The following is a 15670-nucleotide window of genomic DNA, read 5'->3' as shown; positions in this document are numbered from 1 at the left end:
CTCTTTTCAGCCTGCCCAGGGCCTGAAGTGGGGCCAGATAACGGCACAATCCGAGGCTTGGCAGGAAACAGAGCGGCCAACGCCTTTGGCACAAAAAGTGCATTCAACAGGCCTGAAGACAATTTTTCAACCACCCATCCAGCACACAGGAGATTTTGATGGCAAAGACCGTCGCAGACGTCATGAAAATGGTCAAGGAAAACGAGGTCAAGTTCGTTGACTTCCGTTTCACCGACACCCGGGGCAAAGAACAGCACGTGACCGTGCCGGTGTCCCACTTTGACGAAGACAAATTCACGTCGGGCCATGCGTTCGACGGCTCCTCGGTTGCCGGCTGGAAGGGCATTGAAGCCTCCGACATGCAGCTGATGCCTGACCCCAAGACGGCCAACATCGATCCTTTCTTCGAAGAAACGACGCTGTTCATGAGCTGCGACGTGCTCGAGCCTGCCGACGGCAAGGCCTATGACCGCGACCCGCGCTCCATCGCGCAGCGCGCCGAAGCCTACCTCAAGGCCTCCGGCCTGGGCGACACCGCTTATTTCGGCCCCGAACCCGAATTCTTCATCTTTGACGACGTGCGCTGGAACACCGACATGTCGGGCACCTTCTTCAAGATCGAAGAGTACGAAGCCCCCTGGAATTCGGGCGCCAAGCTCGAAGGCGGCAACCGCGGCCACCGCCCGACCGTCAAGGGCGGCTACTTCCCCGTTCCTCCCGTCGACAGCACGCAGGACATGCGCGCCGAAATGTCCCTGATCCTCGAATCGCTGGGCATCCCGGTCGAAGTGTTCCACCATGAAGTCGCCGGCGCCGGCCAGAATGAAATCGGCACCAAGTTCAGCACGCTGGTTCAGCGCGCCGACTGGACGCAGATCCTGAAATACGTGGTGCAAAACGTGGCCAACGCCTACGGCAAGACCGCCACCTTCATGCCCAAGCCCATCGTCGGCGACAACGGCTCCGGCATGCACGTTCACCAGTCCATCTGGAAAGACGGCAAGAACCTGTTCGCCGGCGACGGCTACGCAGGCCTGTCCGATTTCGCGCTGTACTACATCGGCGGCATCATCAAGCACGCACGTGCCCTGAACGCCATCACCAACCCCGGCACCAACAGCTACAAGCGCCTGGTTCCCGGCTACGAAGCACCTGTCAAGCTGGCTTACTCGGCCAAAAACCGCTCGGCTTCGATCCGCATTCCTTACGTCGCCAACCCCAAGGGCCGCCGTATCGAAGCGCGTTTCCCCGATCCACTGATGAACCCTTACCTGGGCTTCTCGGCCCTGATGATGGCCGGCCTGGACGGCGTGGAGAACAAGATCCACCCCGGCGAAGCCGCCACCAAGGACCTGTACCATCTGCCGCCCGAGGAAGACGCGAAAGTCCCAACCGTGTGCCACAGCCTGGACCAGGCGCTGGACTGCCTCGACGTGGGCCGCAGCTTCCTGACCAAGGGCGGTGTGTTCACCGACAGCATGATCGACGCCTACATTGAACTGAAGATGGGTGAAGTGACCCGCCTGCGCCAGGCGACCCACCCCATCGAATTCGATATGTACTACTCGCTGTAATCAGCGGACCAGGCTCAGCCGCTACTGTTGTTCTTTACAGTTTGTGGCCAAAAAAGGACGGCGGATGCCGTCCTTTTTTATTGTCCCGGCAGGTTGTGGGTGTGCTGGCTTTGTGTTTTGGCCCCTTTGCCGCATACTGATAGACCCTCCCAGCCCTTACCGGCACCGGAAGTTTCCTATGAAAAACACCTTTTTGCTTTCTGCCTTTTCCCTGCTGCTGGCCGGCGCGGGGAATGCCGCATGGGCGCAGCAGGTTTTCCGCTGCGCCGGCACCGGCGGCGCCACGCCCGAATACATCAACAACGCCAAAGAGGCGCAGACCCGCAACTGCAAGCTGGTTTCGGGCGGCAACGTGACAGTGGTGCAGAGCACCCCCGTCGCCAAAGCCCCGGTCCGCGTGGCGGCGGCGGCCGGCTCGGGCGGGCCGCGCACCGACGGCAGCCCGGAGCAGCGTGCCCGCGACAGCGATTCGCGCGCCATCCTGGAAGCCGAACTGAAAAAGGCCGAAGCCAAACTGGCCGAGCAGCAAAAAGAATTCAACAACGGCGAGCCCGACAAGCAGGGCATCGAAGGCCGCAATTACCAGCGTTACCTTGACCGCGTGGCTGAACTCAAGGACAACATCACGCGCAACCAGAGCGACATCGCCGGCCTCAAGCGCGAGATTTCCCGGCTTCCTTCGGCGCCCGCCGCCAATTAAGCGCCGCGGCATGCCGGCTTCTGGGTGAAAATGGACGGCTTGAACAAGCCCTCCTTACGCACCCTGTCCTCCGCCCCGGTTTCGGGGCTCCCCCGCTTCCAGGCCTTCGATTTGCTGGCCACGCTGGTGGCGGTCGTCCGCACCAACGGCACCGTGGTGTTCGCCAATGCCGCGCTTGAAGACGCGCTGGGCACCTCCCGGCGAACCATCGAAGGCTCACAGCTCCCCGACTGTTTCACCGAACCGCTGATCCTGCAAAACGCGCTGGAAGGCGCGGGCAGCAACGAGTTCGCGGCCCTGCGCTACGACGCCTGGCTCAGGCGCCTGAACCACGAACCCATGCCGGTCCACGTGGTGGTGGCGCAGACCGATACTCCGGGCGAGGCCATCGTGGAACTGTTGCCGCTGGAACAACAGGCCAAGCAGGAGCGGGAAGAGCGCCTGATCGACCAGGCGCAGGCCAACAAGGAACTGATCCGCAACCTGGCCCACGAAATCAAGAACCCGCTGGGCGGGATTCGCGGTGCGGCCCAGTTGCTGCAAATGGAAATCGGCAAGGACCTGACCGAGTACACCCAGGTCATCATCCATGAGGCGGACCGGCTGCAGACCCTGGTGGACCGCCTGCTGGCGCCGCACCGCCGGCCGCACCTTGTGGGCGATGTGAACATCCACGAGGTTTGTGAGCGCGTACGCTCCCTGATCCTGGCGGAGTTCCCCAAAGGCCTGAAGGTCACGCGGGATTACGACATTTCGATTCCCGATTTCCGCGGCGACCGCGAGCAACTGATCCAGGCGGTGCTGAACATCGCCCACAACGCCGCGCAGGCGCTGGCCGAGCGCATCGCGGCGGGTGATGCGCACATCACTTTCAGGACCAGAATCGCCAGGCAAGTAACTTTTGGCAAGCAGCGCTATCGCTTGGCACTGGAATTGCATGTTATCGACAATGGACCGGGCGTGCCGGACTCCATCAAAGACCGCATCTTCTATCCCCTGGTCTCAGGGCGTGAGGGCGGGTCGGGGCTGGGGCTGACATTGGCGCAAACTTTTGTCCAGCAACACCACGGTTTGATCGAGTGCGACAGTGTGCCGGGCCGTACAGATTTCAAGCTGCTCATACCGCTTCCTTGAAATGTGTCTCCTCCAAGATTGATACATAACGCGACCGGCGCGAGGGCTTCAAAAGAGCCCTGCGCTGAAAGCACGAAAAAAGGGACTGCATACATGAAACCGATCTGGATCGTTGATGATGACCAGTCCATCCGGTTTGTTCTGGAAAAGGCCCTGCTCCGCGAGGACCTTCCTACGCGCAGTTTCACCAATCCCCGCGAAGTCCTTGCCGCACTGGAAACCGCGACGGAAGAAGACGGCCCGCAAATACTGGTGAGCGACATCCGCATGCCGGGCGGCTCGGGCCTGGACCTGCTCGAAAAGGTCAAGGAAAAACTGCCCGGCCTGCCGGTCATCATCATGACGGCCTTCTCCGACCTGGACAGCGCGGTCTCGGCCTTCCAGGGTGGGGCTTTTGAGTACCTGCCCAAACCGTTTGATTTGCCCAAGGCGGTGGAACTGATTCGCCGCGCGGTGGAAGAAAGCCAGCGCGAAGAGGTGGCCGAAGAACGCATGGCCGCCGCACCCGAAATGCTCGGCCAGGCGCCGGCCATGCAGGACGTGTTCCGTGCCATCGGGCGCCTGAGCCAAAGCATGGTGACGGTGATGATCACCGGTGAATCGGGCTCGGGCAAGGAGCTGGTGGCGCGCGCGCTGCACAAACATTCGCCGCGCGCCAACGGGCCTTTTGTCGCCATCAACACCGCCGCCATTCCCAAGGATTTGCTCGAAAGCGAACTCTTCGGCCATGAGCGCGGCGCCTTCACCGGCGCGCAGACCATGCGGCGCGGCCGCTTCGAGCAGGCCGAGGGCGGCACGCTTTTCCTCGACGAAATCGGCGACATGCCATTTGACCTGCAGACGCGTCTTCTGCGCGTGCTCAGCGACGGCCATTTCTACCGCGTCGGCGGGCACAACGCCGTCAAGGCCAATGTGCGCGTGATTGCCGCCACCCACCAGGATCTGGAGCAGCGCGTCAAGGAAGGCGGTTTCCGCGAGGACTTGTTCCACCGCCTCAACGTGATCCGCCTGCGCCTGCCCGCGCTGCGCGAACGCCGCGAAGACGTCTTCATGCTGACGCGGCACTTCCTGCAGCAAAGCGCCAAGCAGCTGGGCGTGGAGCCCAAGCGGATTTCCGACACCGCCTTGCAGCAGCTGAGCAACTTCGGCTTTCCCGGCAACGTGCGCCAGCTTGAGAACATCTGCCACTGGCTGACCGTCATGGCGCCGGCCCAGGTGATTGAGCCCAAGGACCTGCCGCCCGAAGTGCTGGGCATGATCCCGGAACCCGCCGGCAAAGCTGCGGCCATGGTTGAACGGACCGAAGCCCCCCGCGTCGAGTGGACCGCAGGCGCCGACAAGGCGCCCATGGCGCACACGGCTGAAGCGGGTGTGCCTGTGGCGGCCGGCCTGGACCACAGCTGGGAAAGTGGCCTCGAAGCCGAGGCCCTGGCCTTGCTGGCCACCGGGCGCAGCGACGTCTGGGACGTGCTGACGCGGCGCTTTGAATCCAAGCTGATCCAGACCGCGCTGGCCAATACGCGAGGGCGCCGCATCGAGGCGGCCCAGAAGCTGGGCATAGGGCGCAACACCATCACGCGGAAAATTCAGGAACTCCATCTGGAGTGATGTGGCCCCCACGGTCGTTCACTTCGTGTAACTCCCTGCCCCCCGAGGGGGCCGCTGCGCCTGCGGTCTGGCAAAGCCAGTCCCGCGGCCCCTGCTGGGTTTAAGAGTCCATTGGGCGCAACCTGGTGGGGGATTTCACCAGTGGGGGCCGAGGGTCCGGCTTCGCCGGCCCCAGGCGCCGCCCCCTTGAGGGGGGAACGGGCTACACGAAGTGAGCCCGGACGGGGGTCAGCCTAGCTCCACCGTCACCGGCGCATGGTCGCTGGGCTTTTCCCATTTGCGCGGCACGCGGTCTATGGTGCAGCCTTTTACCTGCGGCTTCAGCGCCCCGCTGACCAGGATGTGGTCGATGCGCAGGCCGCGGTTCTTCTGGTAGCCCAGCATGCGGTAGTCCCACCATGAATAGCTTTTGGGCAACTGCTCGAACATGCGGAAGCTGTCCGTCAGGCCCAGCGCCAGCAACTGGCGGAAGTGCTCACGCTCTTCCTTGGTGTGGTGGATGGTGTCGCGCAGGCCTTCCGGGTCGAAGGAATCCTGGTCTTCCGGCGTGATGTTGAAGTCGCCCAGCAGCACGAGTTGCGGGTGCGCCGCCATCTCGGCGCGCACATAGGCCTGCAGGCCGTTCAGCCAGCGCATCTTGTAGGCGAATTTTTCGCTGCCGGGCTCCTGCCCGTTGACGAAGTAGCCGTTCATCACGCGTAGGGGCCCCGCCGGGCCGTCCACCGTGGCGGCGATCACGCGCGAATGTTCGTCTTCAAAACCGACGATGTTTTTTACCACCTCGCGCAGGGGCGCGCGCGACAGGATGGCCACGCCGTTGTAGGTTTTCTGTCCGAAGGCGGCGGCTTCATAACCGGCGGCCTTGAGTGCCTCCAGCGGAAACTTGTCGTCCGTCATCTTCAGTTCCTGCAGGCACAGCACATCGACGGGATTGGCCGCCAGCCAGTCCAGCACATGCGCCAGCCGCGCGGTCAGCGAGTTGACGTTCCAGGTCGTGATCTTCATGGTTTCATGCTCCAGCCCGCAAGAGGGCTTCAATGGCGATCAGATATGCAGCGCGGCCAGCGCGCCCACCACCAGCCCGATGGCCGCCATGGCGAACATGCCGTATTCCAGCCACTTCTTGCGCGTCAGCAGCGCAATTGCCGCCAGGGCAATCGACACCTGCAATACCGTCGTCGCCTGGGCCCAGCGGTGGTGCTGGTGCATCTGCTCGTCCGAGGATGTGTCCCAGGTGGCGGCTTCGGCTTCGAGCTTCTCGGCGCCCACCTTGATCTCGTTCTTTTCTTTTTCGTAGCGATCAATCTTGCCCTGGTAGCCGGCTTTTTTGTCCTCGGGCGCCAGGTCGCGGGCGAGCTCAGCCAGCGATTGTTTGGTGCTTTTGGCCTGAAAAAAATTCCACTGGTTGGAGGCTTCCGTCTTCTTGATGGCCGCGTTGTTTTTATACAGGCCCGCATTGGCCTGCGTGGCGCCGCCCATGTAGGAAAAGATGGCGCCCACGGTCGCGATGATGGCGGTGATGACCGCGATCTGCGCGATCATGCCGCCGCTTGCGTGCCCGTCATGGCCGCCGTGACTACCTTGAGCCGCATGCTCGAGTTCATGGTCGTGGGGCCCATGCACGTGAAATCCGCCTCCTGACATATCGTTTCCCTTTGTGTGTTGTTATGGGTTGTGGATGGATTATTTTTCGTAGGTGACGAAGCTGAACTTCAGCCCGTTCGTCGACACGTGGTCTTCGCGTGCGACCTCCCGCCATTCGGGGCCCAGCTGCGGCGCATACGCGTCGCCCTCAAAGTCCTGGGCAATCTCGGTGACTTCAATGCGGTCGGCCAGCGGGACGGCCTGCGCGTAAATTTGCGCGCCGCCCATGATCCACACCTCTTCGGCAGCGGCGCATTGCGCCAGCGCGTCGGCCAGACTGGCGGCGGTTTCGGCGCCGGCTTCTTTCCAGTCTTGTTGCCGCGTGATGACGACATTGGTGCGGCCCGGCAAGGGCCGGAATTTCGGCGACAGCGAATCCCAGGTCTTGCGGCCCATGATGACCGGCCGACCAGTCGTCAGGCGCTTGAAGCGCGCCATGTCTTCCGGCAGGTGCCACGGCATGGCGTTGTTGTGGCCGATCACGCCATTGGCGGCGCGGGCAAAGATCATGTGGATGCGTGTCATACCGGCACCTGTTGGCTAAACAGCCACGGGAGCTTTAATCGCCTCGTGGTGCTGGTAGTCCAGGAACTCAAAATCTTCAAACTGGTAGTCGAAGATCGATTCGGGCTTGCGCTTGATCTGCAGCGTGGGGTAGGGGAAGGGCTGGCGGCTCAGTTGCAGCGCGACCTGTTCGTGGTGGTTGCTGTAGATGTGGCAGTCGCCGCCGGTCCAGATGAAGTCGCCCACACCCAGGCCGCACTGCTGCGCCACCATGTGGGTCAGCAGCGCGTAGCTGGCGATGTTGAAGGGCACACCGAGGAAGATATCGGCGCTGCGCTGGTAGAGCTGGCAGCTCAGCTTGCCGGGTTGGCCCTGCACTTCGGACGGCGCCACGTAGAACTGGAAAAACGCGTGGCAGGGCATAAGGGCCATCTTGGAGAGGTCGGCCACGTTCCAGGCGCTCACGATGATGCGGCGCGAATCGGGGTTGGTCTTGAGCGTCTTGATGACTTCGCTGATCTGGTCGATGTGGCCGCCGTCGGGCGTGGGCCAGCTGCGCCACTGCACGCCGTATACCGGGCCCAGGTCGCCGTCTTCACGCGCCCATTCGTCCCAGATGCTGACGCCGCGTTCCTTGAGCCAGTTGTTGTCACTCGACCCCTGCAGAAACCACAGCAGCTCGTGGACGATGGACTTCAGGTGCACTTTTTTGGTGGTGACCAGCGGAAATCCCTCGTTCAGGTCGAAGCGCATCTGGTGGCCGAACACGCTTTTGGTGCCGGTGCCGGTGCGGTCGGCCTTGAAGACGCCGTGGGCGTCCACATGGCGCATGAAATCTTCGTATTGGGAACGGATAGGCCGTGAGCCAGCTTGTGTCATTAATAAGCTCCAAAAAGCGTGTCAAGCGCATTCTGAATAGTGAGTTGGTGGGGTGTCAGATTGGCGACCACTTTACGTAAAGCGACTTTCGGCACCGCGCCCAAGGCAGGTGTGTCCATCACCAGCAGCCGACCGTCAAACTCAAATTCGGGATGAAGGTCTTCGGCCTTTCCTTCGAAGTGCTCCGCATCCCAAAGTGGAACCACGACCCGCGTTTCCAATCCCTGCATATGGTCGCTTTGCACATCCAGATAGAAGGGAATCCACGTGTTTTCCGGTTTGTCCGGATTGCTGTAAACATCAAAGCGAGCCACGCTTATTCCTCTTGCTTTCCATCACCCAGACTCTTTGCAAAACTACGGTATTTGGCCAGGGGAAGACCGTGTTTCGCAATGCGGGCGTTGTAAGACGCAATCGCCCCTTTGTTCCGCTCATTCCATTGCTCCCAGTAGCGCCGTTTGACTTCATCTGCCAAAAGCGCATCGACGGTTTGCGAGATATTCATGCCCATCTCGCGCGCAACTTCCAACACCTTGGAGTTGAGTGACAGATTGGTAGCTTTTTTGGGGGCATGGTCAAATTTGAGCATGATCATCCTTCATGAGTCATGCGCATATTATATGCGCAGAACTCGCCCCGGGTTCATCAGGTTCAGGGGGTCCAGGCCCTGCTTGATGGCGCGCATCATGTCCAGCGCCACAGGCGATTTGTGCTTGGGCAGCGAGTCCACCTTGAGGCTGCCGACACCGTGTTCGGCCGAGATGGATCCCCTGTAGCGGTCTACCGCTTCGTAGACAAGGGCATTCATGGGCGCCTCCTGCTCGTTGAGGAAACGTGCCTGGTCCTGGTTTTCCGGCGCCTGCACGTTGTAGTGCAGGTTGCCGTCGCCCAAGTGGCCGTAGACGACCATGCGCGCGCCGGGAAAACGCGCGAGCAGCAGGGCGTTGGTCTCTTGCACGAACTCGGGGATGCGCGACACGTTGATGGAGATGTCGTGCTTGATGTTCAGGCCCTCTTCGGCCTGCGCCATCGGGATGCTCTCGCGGATGTGCCACAGCGCGTGGGCCTGCGCCATGCTTTCGGCGACAACCGCATCGGCCACGCAGCCGGCCTCCATGGCGGCCTCCAGCAGGCGTTCGAAACATTCGCGCGCATGGGCTTCGGATTCGTTGTCCGAGTTCTCCAGCACCACGCACCAGGGGTGCTCCTGCCAGAAGGGCACGCGCTGCTGCGGGAAATGTTTGGCCACCAGGCCCAGTGCGAACTGGCCCATGACCTCAAAACCGGTCAGGCCCGAGCCCAGGTGCTCATGCGCCAGGCCCAGCAACTGCACGGCCGCCTCAAGCGTGGGCACGGCGGCAAAGGCGGTGAGCTGGGACTTGGGCATGGGATACAGCTTCATGGTGGCGCCGGTGATCACGCCCAGCGTGCCTTCGCTGCCGATGAACAGGTGGCGCAGGTCGTAGCCGGTGTTGTCCTTGCGCAGGCCCGTGAGGCCGTCCCAGATTTCGCCCTGCGCGTTGACGACTTCCAGCCCCAGGCAGAGGTCGCGCGTGTTGCCGTAGCGCACGACCTGGGTGCCGCCGGCATTCGTGCCGAGGTTGCCGCCTATGGTGCAGCTGCCCTCCGAGGCCAGGCTCAGGGGGAACAGGAAACCGGCTTTTTCGCAGGCTTCCTGCAGGTTTTGCAGCACGCAACCGGCGTCGACGGTAATCGTCAGGTTGCCGGCGTCCAGCGTGCGCACCTTGTTCATGCGCGTCAGGCTCAGCACCACCTGGGTGCCGCTGGCGTCCGGTGTCGAGCCCACCACCATGCCGGTGTTGCCGCCCTGCGGGACGATGCTCACGCGCGCCGCGGCGCAGGCTTTCACCACGGCCGCGACTTCCTGCGTGGAGCCGGGGCGCACCACGGCCAGGGCCTTGCCGGTTTCGCGCTTGCGCCAGTCCTGCACCCAGGTGGTCAGGTCGCCCTCGGTCAGGACGTTGGGGGCACCCACGATCTGGCGCAGGGATTCAATCAGCGGGTTATGCGTGCTCACGGTGTTCGGGCTCGGGTTAGGGGGTTGATGGGGTGGGGGCGTTTTTCAGGCGCACGCGCACATGCAGCGCGCAGGCGGCGAACAGCGTGAGGCACAGGAACACCTCGATGAGGCCCAGGTAGTTGCCCGGCGCGCGGTCGCTCCAGGCCCGCACCACGCCTTCGGTGAAGTACAGCCACACCAGCAGGCTGACCCAGCGGTAGGTGTACATGCGGTTTTTCAGGATGCCGGCCAGGGGGATGCACAGCGGCAGCACCTTGAGCGCCAGCAGCGAGCCGCCGGGGCGGATCGGTGCCAGCCACATTTCCCAGGCCAGGCCCAGCACGATGAGGCCCAGCAGGCTCGCCAGCGCCAGGCGGCGGGTGAAGTCGATTTGCTCTGTTTTGTTCATGGTCGATGGCATGATACCGGGGATGAAATTCCAGCAATACCTGCAGGACCTCCTGGCCGACCTGTCGCGCTTCCCGTGGCGCGGCACGGCGCTCACCCTGCGCGACCGTTTCCGCGAAGACCACATGGGCCTGACGGCCAGCAGCCTGACCTTCACCACTTCGATTGCCCTGGTGCCTTTTTTCACCGTGGCGCTGGCGGTTTTCACGGCCTTTCCGATGTTCTCCAAGCTGCAGGGCGCGCTGCAGGCCTGGCTGATCCAGAGCCTCATCCCCGACAACATCGCGCGCCAGGTGCTGGGTTACCTCACGCAGTTCAGCCGCCAGGCCAACAAGCTGGGCATCGCCGGCCTGGCGGTGCTGCTGGTCACCGCCATCGCGCTGATCCTCACCATAGACCGCACGCTCAACGGCATCTGGCGCGTCAAGAAGGCGCGGCCGCTCACGCAGCGCGTGCTGATCTACTGGGCCGCCATCACCCTGGGGCCGCTGCTGCTGGCGGCCAGCCTGGCGGTCACCTCTTATGTGCTGTCGGCGTCCGGTGGCCTGGTGGGCGCCTTGCCGGCCAGCCTGCGCTTTTTGCTCAACATCCTGCAGTTCTTCCTGGTGGCCGGCGGCATGGCGGCGATGTACCGCTATGTGCCCAACACCTTTGTGAAATGGACGCATGCCTGGGCAGGCGGCCTGTTCGTCGCCGCCGGCATCGAGGTGGCCAAGCGGGTGCTGAGCCTGTACCTCAGCGCGGTGCCGACCTATTCGCTGGTCTACGGCGCCTTTGCGACCCTGCCGATCTTGCTGGTGTGGATTTACGTTTCCTGGGTCATCGTGCTGATGGGTGCGGTGATCGCCGCCTACCTGCCCAGCCTGCTTGCGGGTGTGGCGCGCCGCGGCAGCGCTCACGGCTGGTATTTCCAGCTGGCCATTGAGGTGCTGCAACAGCTGCACAAGGCGCTTGCCACGCCGCGAAAGGGCGTGAGCGCCTCGCAGCTGGCCGAAGTGCTGCAGGTGGACGGCCTGCAGCTGGAGCCGGTGCTGGAAACCCTGGTCGCGCTGGACTGGGTGGGCCAGCTCAACGAGGCTGAAGGCGAGACCGAAGCCCGTTACCTGCTGCTGGCCGATCCTGACGCCACGGCGCTGGAGCCGCTGATACAGCGTTTCCTGCTCGACAAGGCCGACGCGGTGCAGAACCTGTGGGAAAAGGCCCGCTGGCCGGATTTGCGGCTGCGCGACGCGCTGTAAAAGATCCGCTCCATCGGGGAAAAACCGATAAACCGGCAGGGGAATTCTTGTGGGCGATCTGGCGCCGTCACAAAATAAAAGCCCTTTGTTTTTCAACGCACAAAACGATGCCAGCAAAAGCCCATGCCCGGGAAAAGCTTGACGGCGCCATTGCCCAGGAGCGGCAGGCGCAGCGCGACGCCAGGCAAGTGTATGAAGAACTCACGGCCAGGATGTGGGCCTACCAGACCGGCAACGGCCCGGCGCCGACCAATGAAGACTTCGAGCGATGGAGCCACGCCGTGGAGCAGCGCGTCAAGATGAAGCAACTCGGCATCCGCGTGGACGGTGAGCCCGAGGCCTGAGTCGCCGCGCGTGCCGCTTTAAGCGTTACCCGGTAAGACACGCCGCACAGCCATTTGCGGCGCAGGCGCACTTTTATGCCGCGGAAAAATTCCTACGATGTGAACCTGGCCTGCCAAAGGCGGGCCTTCACCCACCTTCACCCTCAAGGAGATTTTTCATGCTGAAAAAATTGCTGGTATTTGCGATCACCTCCGGCCTGGCGGCCAAGCTCTACAAAAGCTATACCGAAAAACAGGCCGCCTCCCGGTCGCCGTCTTCCACCGGCGGCAAGCCCGTGGCGCGCAAATCTGCGGCGCCAAAACAGGCTTGAGTTGGCGCCCGGCGCGAGTTGATCGAAGACGGTTCTTGCCGCCCCTATCATCCGGAAGCTCATAAGCTGAGGTTGTAAGGGCGTCAAGCTTTTGTCAAGGTTGTTAATCGCCTGTGACCTCCGCCACGTTTCGTTGCTTGTTTTTCGTGGGACTTCACACAGGCGGGCGGGATTCTTACAAGGATGCCGCGATGCCTGAGTCAAGATGCCATCCATCCCATCAACCTAGCTGGAGAAAACCGTGACATCACCCGCCTACGCCTCTGCTGATACGTCCAACAAAGCCATCGACATCACCCAGGAAGACTCTTTGAATTACTGGGTTGCCGCGCTGGACTGCAGTGAACTGGAGTTGCGCGTGGCTGTGGCCGAAGTCGGCCCCGCCGCCAAAGACGTCAGCAACGAATTGGGGAAGATGCTGTGAGCGCCATGCCCCCTTCGTTCCCATTGCCACCGGGGCCGCTCGCCGTTCGCGTCAAGGAACCTTCCGCCGGCCTTTTTTACTGGGTGGTCACCCAGCTCTCCGCTGATGAACGCATGGCCGACCTTCGCATTGAAGGCTCAGACCATCCTTATCCGACACATGAAGCGGCCCTGCTTGCCGGTGCCGCTTGCCTGAAGGCGCTCAAAGCCACGGTGTTCCAGCCGCAAGGCCCGCACTAGGCTTTCTTCGGGGGCGGGGCCGCTACGCGCCCTTGAGGCGCTTGAAGCCCTGCACCCACATATCGCGGTACATCACCCAGTCGCCCATGAAGCTGTAGAGCGGCCGCTTGAACGAAGCCGGCCTGTTCTTTTCAAACCCGAAGTGCCCGATCCAGGCAAAGCCGTAACCGCAGAGCAGGCCGGCCAGCAGCCACCATGGATTTCGCGTGACGGCCAGTGCCACCAGGCACAGCAGCGTGAGGCTGGAGCCCACAAAATGCAGGCGGCGGCAGGTGGGGTTGCGGTGTTCGTTCAAATAGAACGGATAAAAGCTTGCGAAGGAATCGAAGCTGCGTGGGTCTATGGGGGCTGCGGATGGCGCGTTTTGCGCCGCCTCGCTGTGCGTGGCATTCATGGTGCTTGTCTCCTGTGCCGGGGTTTGCCCCCGTGTCGCTCACCATTTTGCGGCGCTGGCCATAATAGTCAATCCTCGATTTCTCTCCCGCAATGCATATCTTCCCAACGCCGCAATCGGCATCCCCCGGCCCGCCGGATCTTCCGGTTCACTGGGTCGTCTGCCTGTGCGCGGACTGGTGCGGCCTGTGCCGGGACTATGGCGAGCTGTTTGCGCAAATGGCGGCCCGTTATCCGGGCAGCCGCTTTGCCTGGCTGGACATCGAGGACCATGCCGAGGTGGTCGGCGACATCGAAGTGGAAACTTTTCCCACGCTGCTGATCGCCGATGCGAACGGCACGCGTTTTCTGGGCCCGCTGACGCCGCATGCGCAAACCCTCTCGCGCCTGCTCGATTCGCTGGCCCAGCCAGGCCAGCCTGCCACGCCCCATTTGCCCTCCACGCGGGCGCTGCTGCGGGCCTTGCAGGCCGCGCCGCAGCACTGGATAACTGCCAGCTAGGCGACGGAAAACGGCGCTTTCAGGAATCCCCTGAATCGCGCGCGGCCGCCGCGCGTGGGCTTGGCCGTCAAACGGTAAGCCGGAAAGCGCTGAAGAAACCGGCCAATCGCGATGCGGCCTTCCAGCCGTGCCAGGCTGAGGCCCGCGCACTGGTGGATGCCGAAACCGAAAGCCAGGTGGCGGTTGTTTTGCCGCGCCAGGTCCAGCGTGTCGGGGTCGGCAAACTGCGCCGGGTCGCGGTTGGCCGCGCCTATGCACAAGGTCAGCAGGCTGCCGGCGGGCATGTCCACACCGCCAATGTTCGCGTCCACCAGCGCGCGCCGGTTGCTGAGCTGGTTGGACGATTCGAAACGCAGGAACTCATCAACGGCCGGCGTCAACAGCGCTTCCATGCCCTGCGGATCGTGCGCCACACCTTGCATGCCGGACAGCAAACCCGCCAGCGCCGCCGGCCGCTCCTGCAGCGCCACCAGTGCGTTGCCGATCAGGTTGGTCGTGGTCTCGTGGCCCGCGTTGAGGATGAACACGCAGTTCTGCAGCAGCTCGGTTTCGCTGAGCTGCTCACCCGCGCCTTCGCCGCCGATCAGGCGCGTCAGCACGTCGTGCTCCGGGTCGCCGGGATGACGGCGCCGGTCGGCCACCAAGCTCTTCAGATAAGCCGTGAACTCGCGCACGCTGTGGTTGCCCAGGGTTTCCTGCTTCGGCGTCAGCTTTGGCTCCAGCGCGCCCAGGATGGCCAGCGACCAGCCGCGCAGCGGCGCACGGTCCGCATGCGGCACGCCCAGCAGGTTGCCGATGATCTCCACCGGGATGGCCGAGGCGAAGTCCTCCACCAGGTCGCCGCCGCCCCTGGCTTCAATCGCATCGAGCAGGCCGTCGACCAGCGTGACCAGGCCGGGCTCCATGTCGGCGATCGCGCGCCGCGTCAGCGCGCCCATGATGAGCTTGCGCACGCGCGTGTGCAGCGGCGGGTCGTTGAAGACCAGGCTGGTGGTGTGGTGCTCGAACAGCGCGGAGGCCGCGCCGTACTTGGGCTCGAACTCCACCTTCTTGTCGGAACTGAAAGTTTGCGCATCGCGGTAGACCGCCACCAGGTCGGCGTGGCGCGTCAGGAAAAAAGGGCCGTCGGGCATGCGCCTGACCGGTTCGGCCTCGCGCAGCGCGGCATACACCGGATAGGGGTTGGCGTAAAAGTCAGCGGGCAGGGCGCGCAGGTCCAGGCTTGCTGCGATCTCGCGCGCGCGGGCCTCGGCCATGGGCGGCGTGGCGGTGAAAGGCGGCAGGGCGGTCACGTGGGTCCCCTCAGAGGTTGCCGGCAAACAGCTTGCGTAAAAACATTTTTTTGAAACTGGTGGCGTCGTCCAGGCCCAAGCGCTGCAGGTAGGCGGGCGGCGCCTCGCGCGTGCCGGCCAGGCTTTTGAGCACCATGGCAACCAGCTCGACCGGATGCCGCGTGGCTTCCTGCATTTTCCGCAGCGCGGTCACCATCTCGATCTCGCCCGCCGTCAGGTCGGTGCCGAAAGGAAAGTCGGGCAACTGGCCGGATTGGCGCCAGGGCTGCAGGCGCTCACGCAGCACCTCGGGCAGGTTCCGGCGGTGCTGCTCGGGCACGGCATAGTTCGCGTCCAGCTTGCCGGCGGCCTTGGCTTGCGCGACCAGCGCGTCCTGAAAGCGCGAGTCGGCGATGGCGATCAGGCGGTGCACCACTTCGCCGTCGGGCTGGGCCCGCAGGTCGGCCACGCCGTATTC

The 15670-nt window shown here is 63.2% G+C and carries 21 protein-coding genes; 10 read left to right on the top strand and 11 right to left on the bottom strand.

Features of this window, described 5'->3' with window-relative positions:
* Positions 1 to 158 precede the first annotated feature (158 nt).
* The 4 genes from glnA to ntrC all read left to right on the top strand — a co-directional run bounded on the left by glnA (position 159) and on the right by ntrC (position 5016).
* Complete coding sequence (gene glnA / locus ACLV8F_RS15885; protein ID WP_305560876.1) at positions 159 to 1574, top strand: type I glutamate--ammonia ligase; 1416 nt, start codon at positions 159 to 161, stop codon at positions 1572 to 1574.
* Between the two features lie 178 nt (positions 1575 to 1752).
* Positions 1753 to 2274 carry a hypothetical protein gene (locus tag ACLV8F_RS15880; protein WP_411885171.1) on the top strand — a complete coding sequence of 174 codons (522 nt, stop codon included), beginning with the start codon at positions 1753 to 1755 and terminating at the stop codon, positions 2272 to 2274.
* A 30-nt stretch (positions 2275 to 2304) separates the two neighbouring features.
* A complete protein-coding gene (gene glnL, locus ACLV8F_RS15875) occupies positions 2305 to 3408 on the top strand; it encodes a nitrogen regulation protein NR(II) (protein WP_411885170.1) in 1104 nt (367 codons plus the stop codon).
* 93 nt (positions 3409 to 3501) lie between these two features.
* Positions 3502 to 5016, top strand: a complete 1515-nt coding sequence (gene ntrC, locus ACLV8F_RS15870) for a nitrogen regulation protein NR(I) (RefSeq protein WP_411885169.1) — start codon at positions 3502 to 3504, stop codon at positions 5014 to 5016.
* Between the two features lie 228 nt (positions 5017 to 5244).
* Here ntrC and xth read toward each other — a convergent pair whose 3' ends face one another.
* From xth to ACLV8F_RS15830, 8 genes are read right to left on the bottom strand one after another with little or no spacing between them, the layout of a single operon-like run.
* Entirely contained in the window at positions 5245 to 6021 is a 777-nt protein-coding gene (gene xth, locus ACLV8F_RS15865) for an exodeoxyribonuclease III (protein ID WP_411885168.1), read from the bottom strand.
* Positions 6022 to 6060: 39 nt separating this feature from the next.
* Positions 6061 to 6660: a DUF4337 domain-containing protein gene (locus ACLV8F_RS15860; RefSeq protein WP_411885167.1), complete on the bottom strand. Its 600-nt coding sequence runs from the start codon at positions 6658 to 6660 to the stop codon at positions 6061 to 6063.
* Between the two features lie 39 nt (positions 6661 to 6699).
* Positions 6700 to 7185 carry a dihydrofolate reductase gene (locus tag ACLV8F_RS15855; protein ID WP_411885166.1) on the bottom strand — a complete coding sequence of 162 codons (486 nt, stop codon included), beginning with the start codon at positions 7183 to 7185 and terminating at the stop codon, positions 6700 to 6702.
* A gap of 15 nt (positions 7186 to 7200) precedes the next feature.
* Complete coding sequence (locus tag ACLV8F_RS15850; RefSeq protein ID WP_411885165.1) at positions 7201 to 8043, bottom strand: thymidylate synthase; 843 nt, start codon at positions 8041 to 8043, stop codon at positions 7201 to 7203.
* Positions 8043 to 8357 (bottom strand): CcdB family protein, encoded by a 315-nt coding sequence (locus ACLV8F_RS15845; protein WP_411885164.1) that lies wholly within the window; start codon positions 8355 to 8357, stop codon positions 8043 to 8045. The genes ACLV8F_RS15850 and ACLV8F_RS15845 overlap by 1 nt, the downstream gene beginning before the upstream one ends.
* A 2-nt stretch (positions 8358 to 8359) precedes the next feature.
* On the bottom strand, positions 8360 to 8632 hold the full coding sequence (locus ACLV8F_RS15840) for a type II toxin-antitoxin system CcdA family antitoxin (protein ID WP_411885163.1): 273 nt from the start codon (positions 8630 to 8632) through the stop codon (positions 8360 to 8362).
* A gap of 27 nt (positions 8633 to 8659) precedes the next feature.
* The gene (locus tag ACLV8F_RS15835) at positions 8660 to 10081 is read right to left on the bottom strand and encodes an FAD-binding oxidoreductase (protein ID WP_411885162.1); all 1422 of its coding nucleotides are present in this window, start codon (positions 10079 to 10081) and stop codon (positions 8660 to 8662) included.
* A gap of 16 nt (positions 10082 to 10097) precedes the next feature.
* Positions 10098 to 10472: a DUF2069 domain-containing protein gene (locus ACLV8F_RS15830; RefSeq protein ID WP_411885161.1), complete on the bottom strand. Its 375-nt coding sequence runs from the start codon at positions 10470 to 10472 to the stop codon at positions 10098 to 10100.
* Positions 10473 to 10494: 22 nt separating this feature from the next.
* Here ACLV8F_RS15830 and ACLV8F_RS15825 point away from each other — a divergent pair, with 22 nt between their 5' ends.
* From ACLV8F_RS15825 to ACLV8F_RS15805, 5 genes are all read left to right on the top strand, one after another.
* A complete protein-coding gene (locus ACLV8F_RS15825) occupies positions 10495 to 11709 on the top strand; it encodes a YihY family inner membrane protein (protein WP_411885160.1) in 1215 nt (404 codons plus the stop codon).
* 107 nt (positions 11710 to 11816) lie between these two features.
* Entirely contained in the window at positions 11817 to 12053 is a 237-nt protein-coding gene (locus ACLV8F_RS15820; RefSeq protein WP_411885159.1) for a hypothetical protein, read from the top strand.
* A gap of 158 nt (positions 12054 to 12211) precedes the next feature.
* Positions 12212 to 12364 (top strand): hypothetical protein, encoded by a 153-nt coding sequence (locus ACLV8F_RS15815; protein ID WP_411885158.1) that lies wholly within the window; start codon positions 12212 to 12214, stop codon positions 12362 to 12364.
* Between the two features lie 241 nt (positions 12365 to 12605).
* Positions 12606 to 12788, top strand: coding sequence for a DUF3606 domain-containing protein (locus ACLV8F_RS15810; RefSeq protein ID WP_411885157.1), 183 nt, complete (start codon positions 12606 to 12608; stop codon positions 12786 to 12788).
* A 5-nt stretch (positions 12789 to 12793) separates the two neighbouring features.
* Positions 12794 to 13027: a hypothetical protein gene (locus tag ACLV8F_RS15805; protein ID WP_411885156.1), complete on the top strand. Its 234-nt coding sequence runs from the start codon at positions 12794 to 12796 to the stop codon at positions 13025 to 13027.
* Between the two features lie 22 nt (positions 13028 to 13049).
* On the opposite strand, the gene ACLV8F_RS15800 is transcribed toward ACLV8F_RS15805, so the two are convergent.
* Positions 13050 to 13421: an Mpo1-like protein gene (locus ACLV8F_RS15800; protein WP_411885155.1), complete on the bottom strand. Its 372-nt coding sequence runs from the start codon at positions 13419 to 13421 to the stop codon at positions 13050 to 13052.
* 92 nt (positions 13422 to 13513) lie between these two features.
* Between ACLV8F_RS15800 and ACLV8F_RS15795 the strand changes: the two genes are divergently transcribed.
* Complete coding sequence (locus ACLV8F_RS15795; RefSeq protein ID WP_411885154.1) at positions 13514 to 13921, top strand: thioredoxin family protein; 408 nt, start codon at positions 13514 to 13516, stop codon at positions 13919 to 13921.
* Here ACLV8F_RS15795 and ACLV8F_RS15790 read toward each other — a convergent pair.
* Complete coding sequence (locus tag ACLV8F_RS15790; protein WP_411885219.1) at positions 13918 to 15177, bottom strand: cytochrome P450; 1260 nt, start codon at positions 15175 to 15177, stop codon at positions 13918 to 13920. The genes ACLV8F_RS15795 and ACLV8F_RS15790 overlap by 4 nt on opposite strands.
* A 46-nt stretch (positions 15178 to 15223) precedes the next feature.
* Positions 15224 to 15670: acetyl-CoA hydrolase/transferase C-terminal domain-containing protein (locus ACLV8F_RS15785; protein WP_411885153.1), on the bottom strand; the 447-nt coding region annotated here is incomplete at its 5' end.

The organism is Polaromonas sp. YR568 (assembly GCF_943369675.1).
GTDB lineage: Bacteria > Pseudomonadota > Gammaproteobacteria > Burkholderiales > Burkholderiaceae_C > Polaromonas.
Note: the sequence above shows the minus strand (reverse complement) of the source record. Positions and strands in the feature narration are given on the sequence as shown.

What these genes read in the sequence shown, in the direction of transcription:
- glnA (WP_305560876.1), top strand. Translation starts at nt 159, where the DNA reads ATGGCAAAGACCGTCGCAGACGTCATGAAAATGGTCAAGGAAAACGAG.
- ACLV8F_RS15880 (WP_411885171.1), top strand. Translation starts at nt 1,753, where the DNA reads ATGAAAAACACCTTTTTGCTTTCTGCCTTTTCCCTGCTGCTGGCCGGC.
- glnL (WP_411885170.1), top strand. Translation starts at nt 2,305, where the DNA reads ATGGACGGCTTGAACAAGCCCTCCTTACGCACCCTGTCCTCCGCCCCG.
- ntrC (WP_411885169.1), top strand. Translation starts at nt 3,502, where the DNA reads ATGAAACCGATCTGGATCGTTGATGATGACCAGTCCATCCGGTTTGTT.
- xth (WP_411885168.1), bottom strand. Translation starts at nt 6,021, where the DNA reads ATGAAGATCACGACCTGGAACGTCAACTCGCTGACCGCGCGGCTGGCG.
- ACLV8F_RS15860 (WP_411885167.1), bottom strand. Translation starts at nt 6,660, where the DNA reads ATGTCAGGAGGCGGATTTCACGTGCATGGGCCCCACGACCATGAACTC.
- ACLV8F_RS15855 (WP_411885166.1), bottom strand. Translation starts at nt 7,185, where the DNA reads ATGACACGCATCCACATGATCTTTGCCCGCGCCGCCAATGGCGTGATC.
- ACLV8F_RS15850 (WP_411885165.1), bottom strand. Translation starts at nt 8,043, where the DNA reads ATGACACAAGCTGGCTCACGGCCTATCCGTTCCCAATACGAAGATTTC.
- ACLV8F_RS15840 (WP_411885163.1), bottom strand. Translation starts at nt 8,632, where the DNA reads ATGCTCAAATTTGACCATGCCCCCAAAAAAGCTACCAATCTGTCACTC.
- ACLV8F_RS15830 (WP_411885161.1), bottom strand. Translation starts at nt 10,472, where the DNA reads ATGAACAAAACAGAGCAAATCGACTTCACCCGCCGCCTGGCGCTGGCG.
- ACLV8F_RS15825 (WP_411885160.1), top strand. Translation starts at nt 10,495, where the DNA reads ATGAAATTCCAGCAATACCTGCAGGACCTCCTGGCCGACCTGTCGCGC.
- ACLV8F_RS15820 (WP_411885159.1), top strand. Translation starts at nt 11,817, where the DNA reads ATGCCAGCAAAAGCCCATGCCCGGGAAAAGCTTGACGGCGCCATTGCC.
- ACLV8F_RS15815 (WP_411885158.1), top strand. Translation starts at nt 12,212, where the DNA reads ATGCTGAAAAAATTGCTGGTATTTGCGATCACCTCCGGCCTGGCGGCC.
- ACLV8F_RS15805 (WP_411885156.1), top strand. Translation starts at nt 12,794, where the DNA reads ATGCCCCCTTCGTTCCCATTGCCACCGGGGCCGCTCGCCGTTCGCGTC.
- ACLV8F_RS15800 (WP_411885155.1), bottom strand. Translation starts at nt 13,421, where the DNA reads ATGAATGCCACGCACAGCGAGGCGGCGCAAAACGCGCCATCCGCAGCC.
- ACLV8F_RS15795 (WP_411885154.1), top strand. Translation starts at nt 13,514, where the DNA reads ATGCATATCTTCCCAACGCCGCAATCGGCATCCCCCGGCCCGCCGGAT.
- ACLV8F_RS15790 (WP_411885219.1), bottom strand. Translation starts at nt 15,177, where the DNA reads ATGGCCGAGGCCCGCGCGCGCGAGATCGCAGCAAGCCTGGACCTGCGC.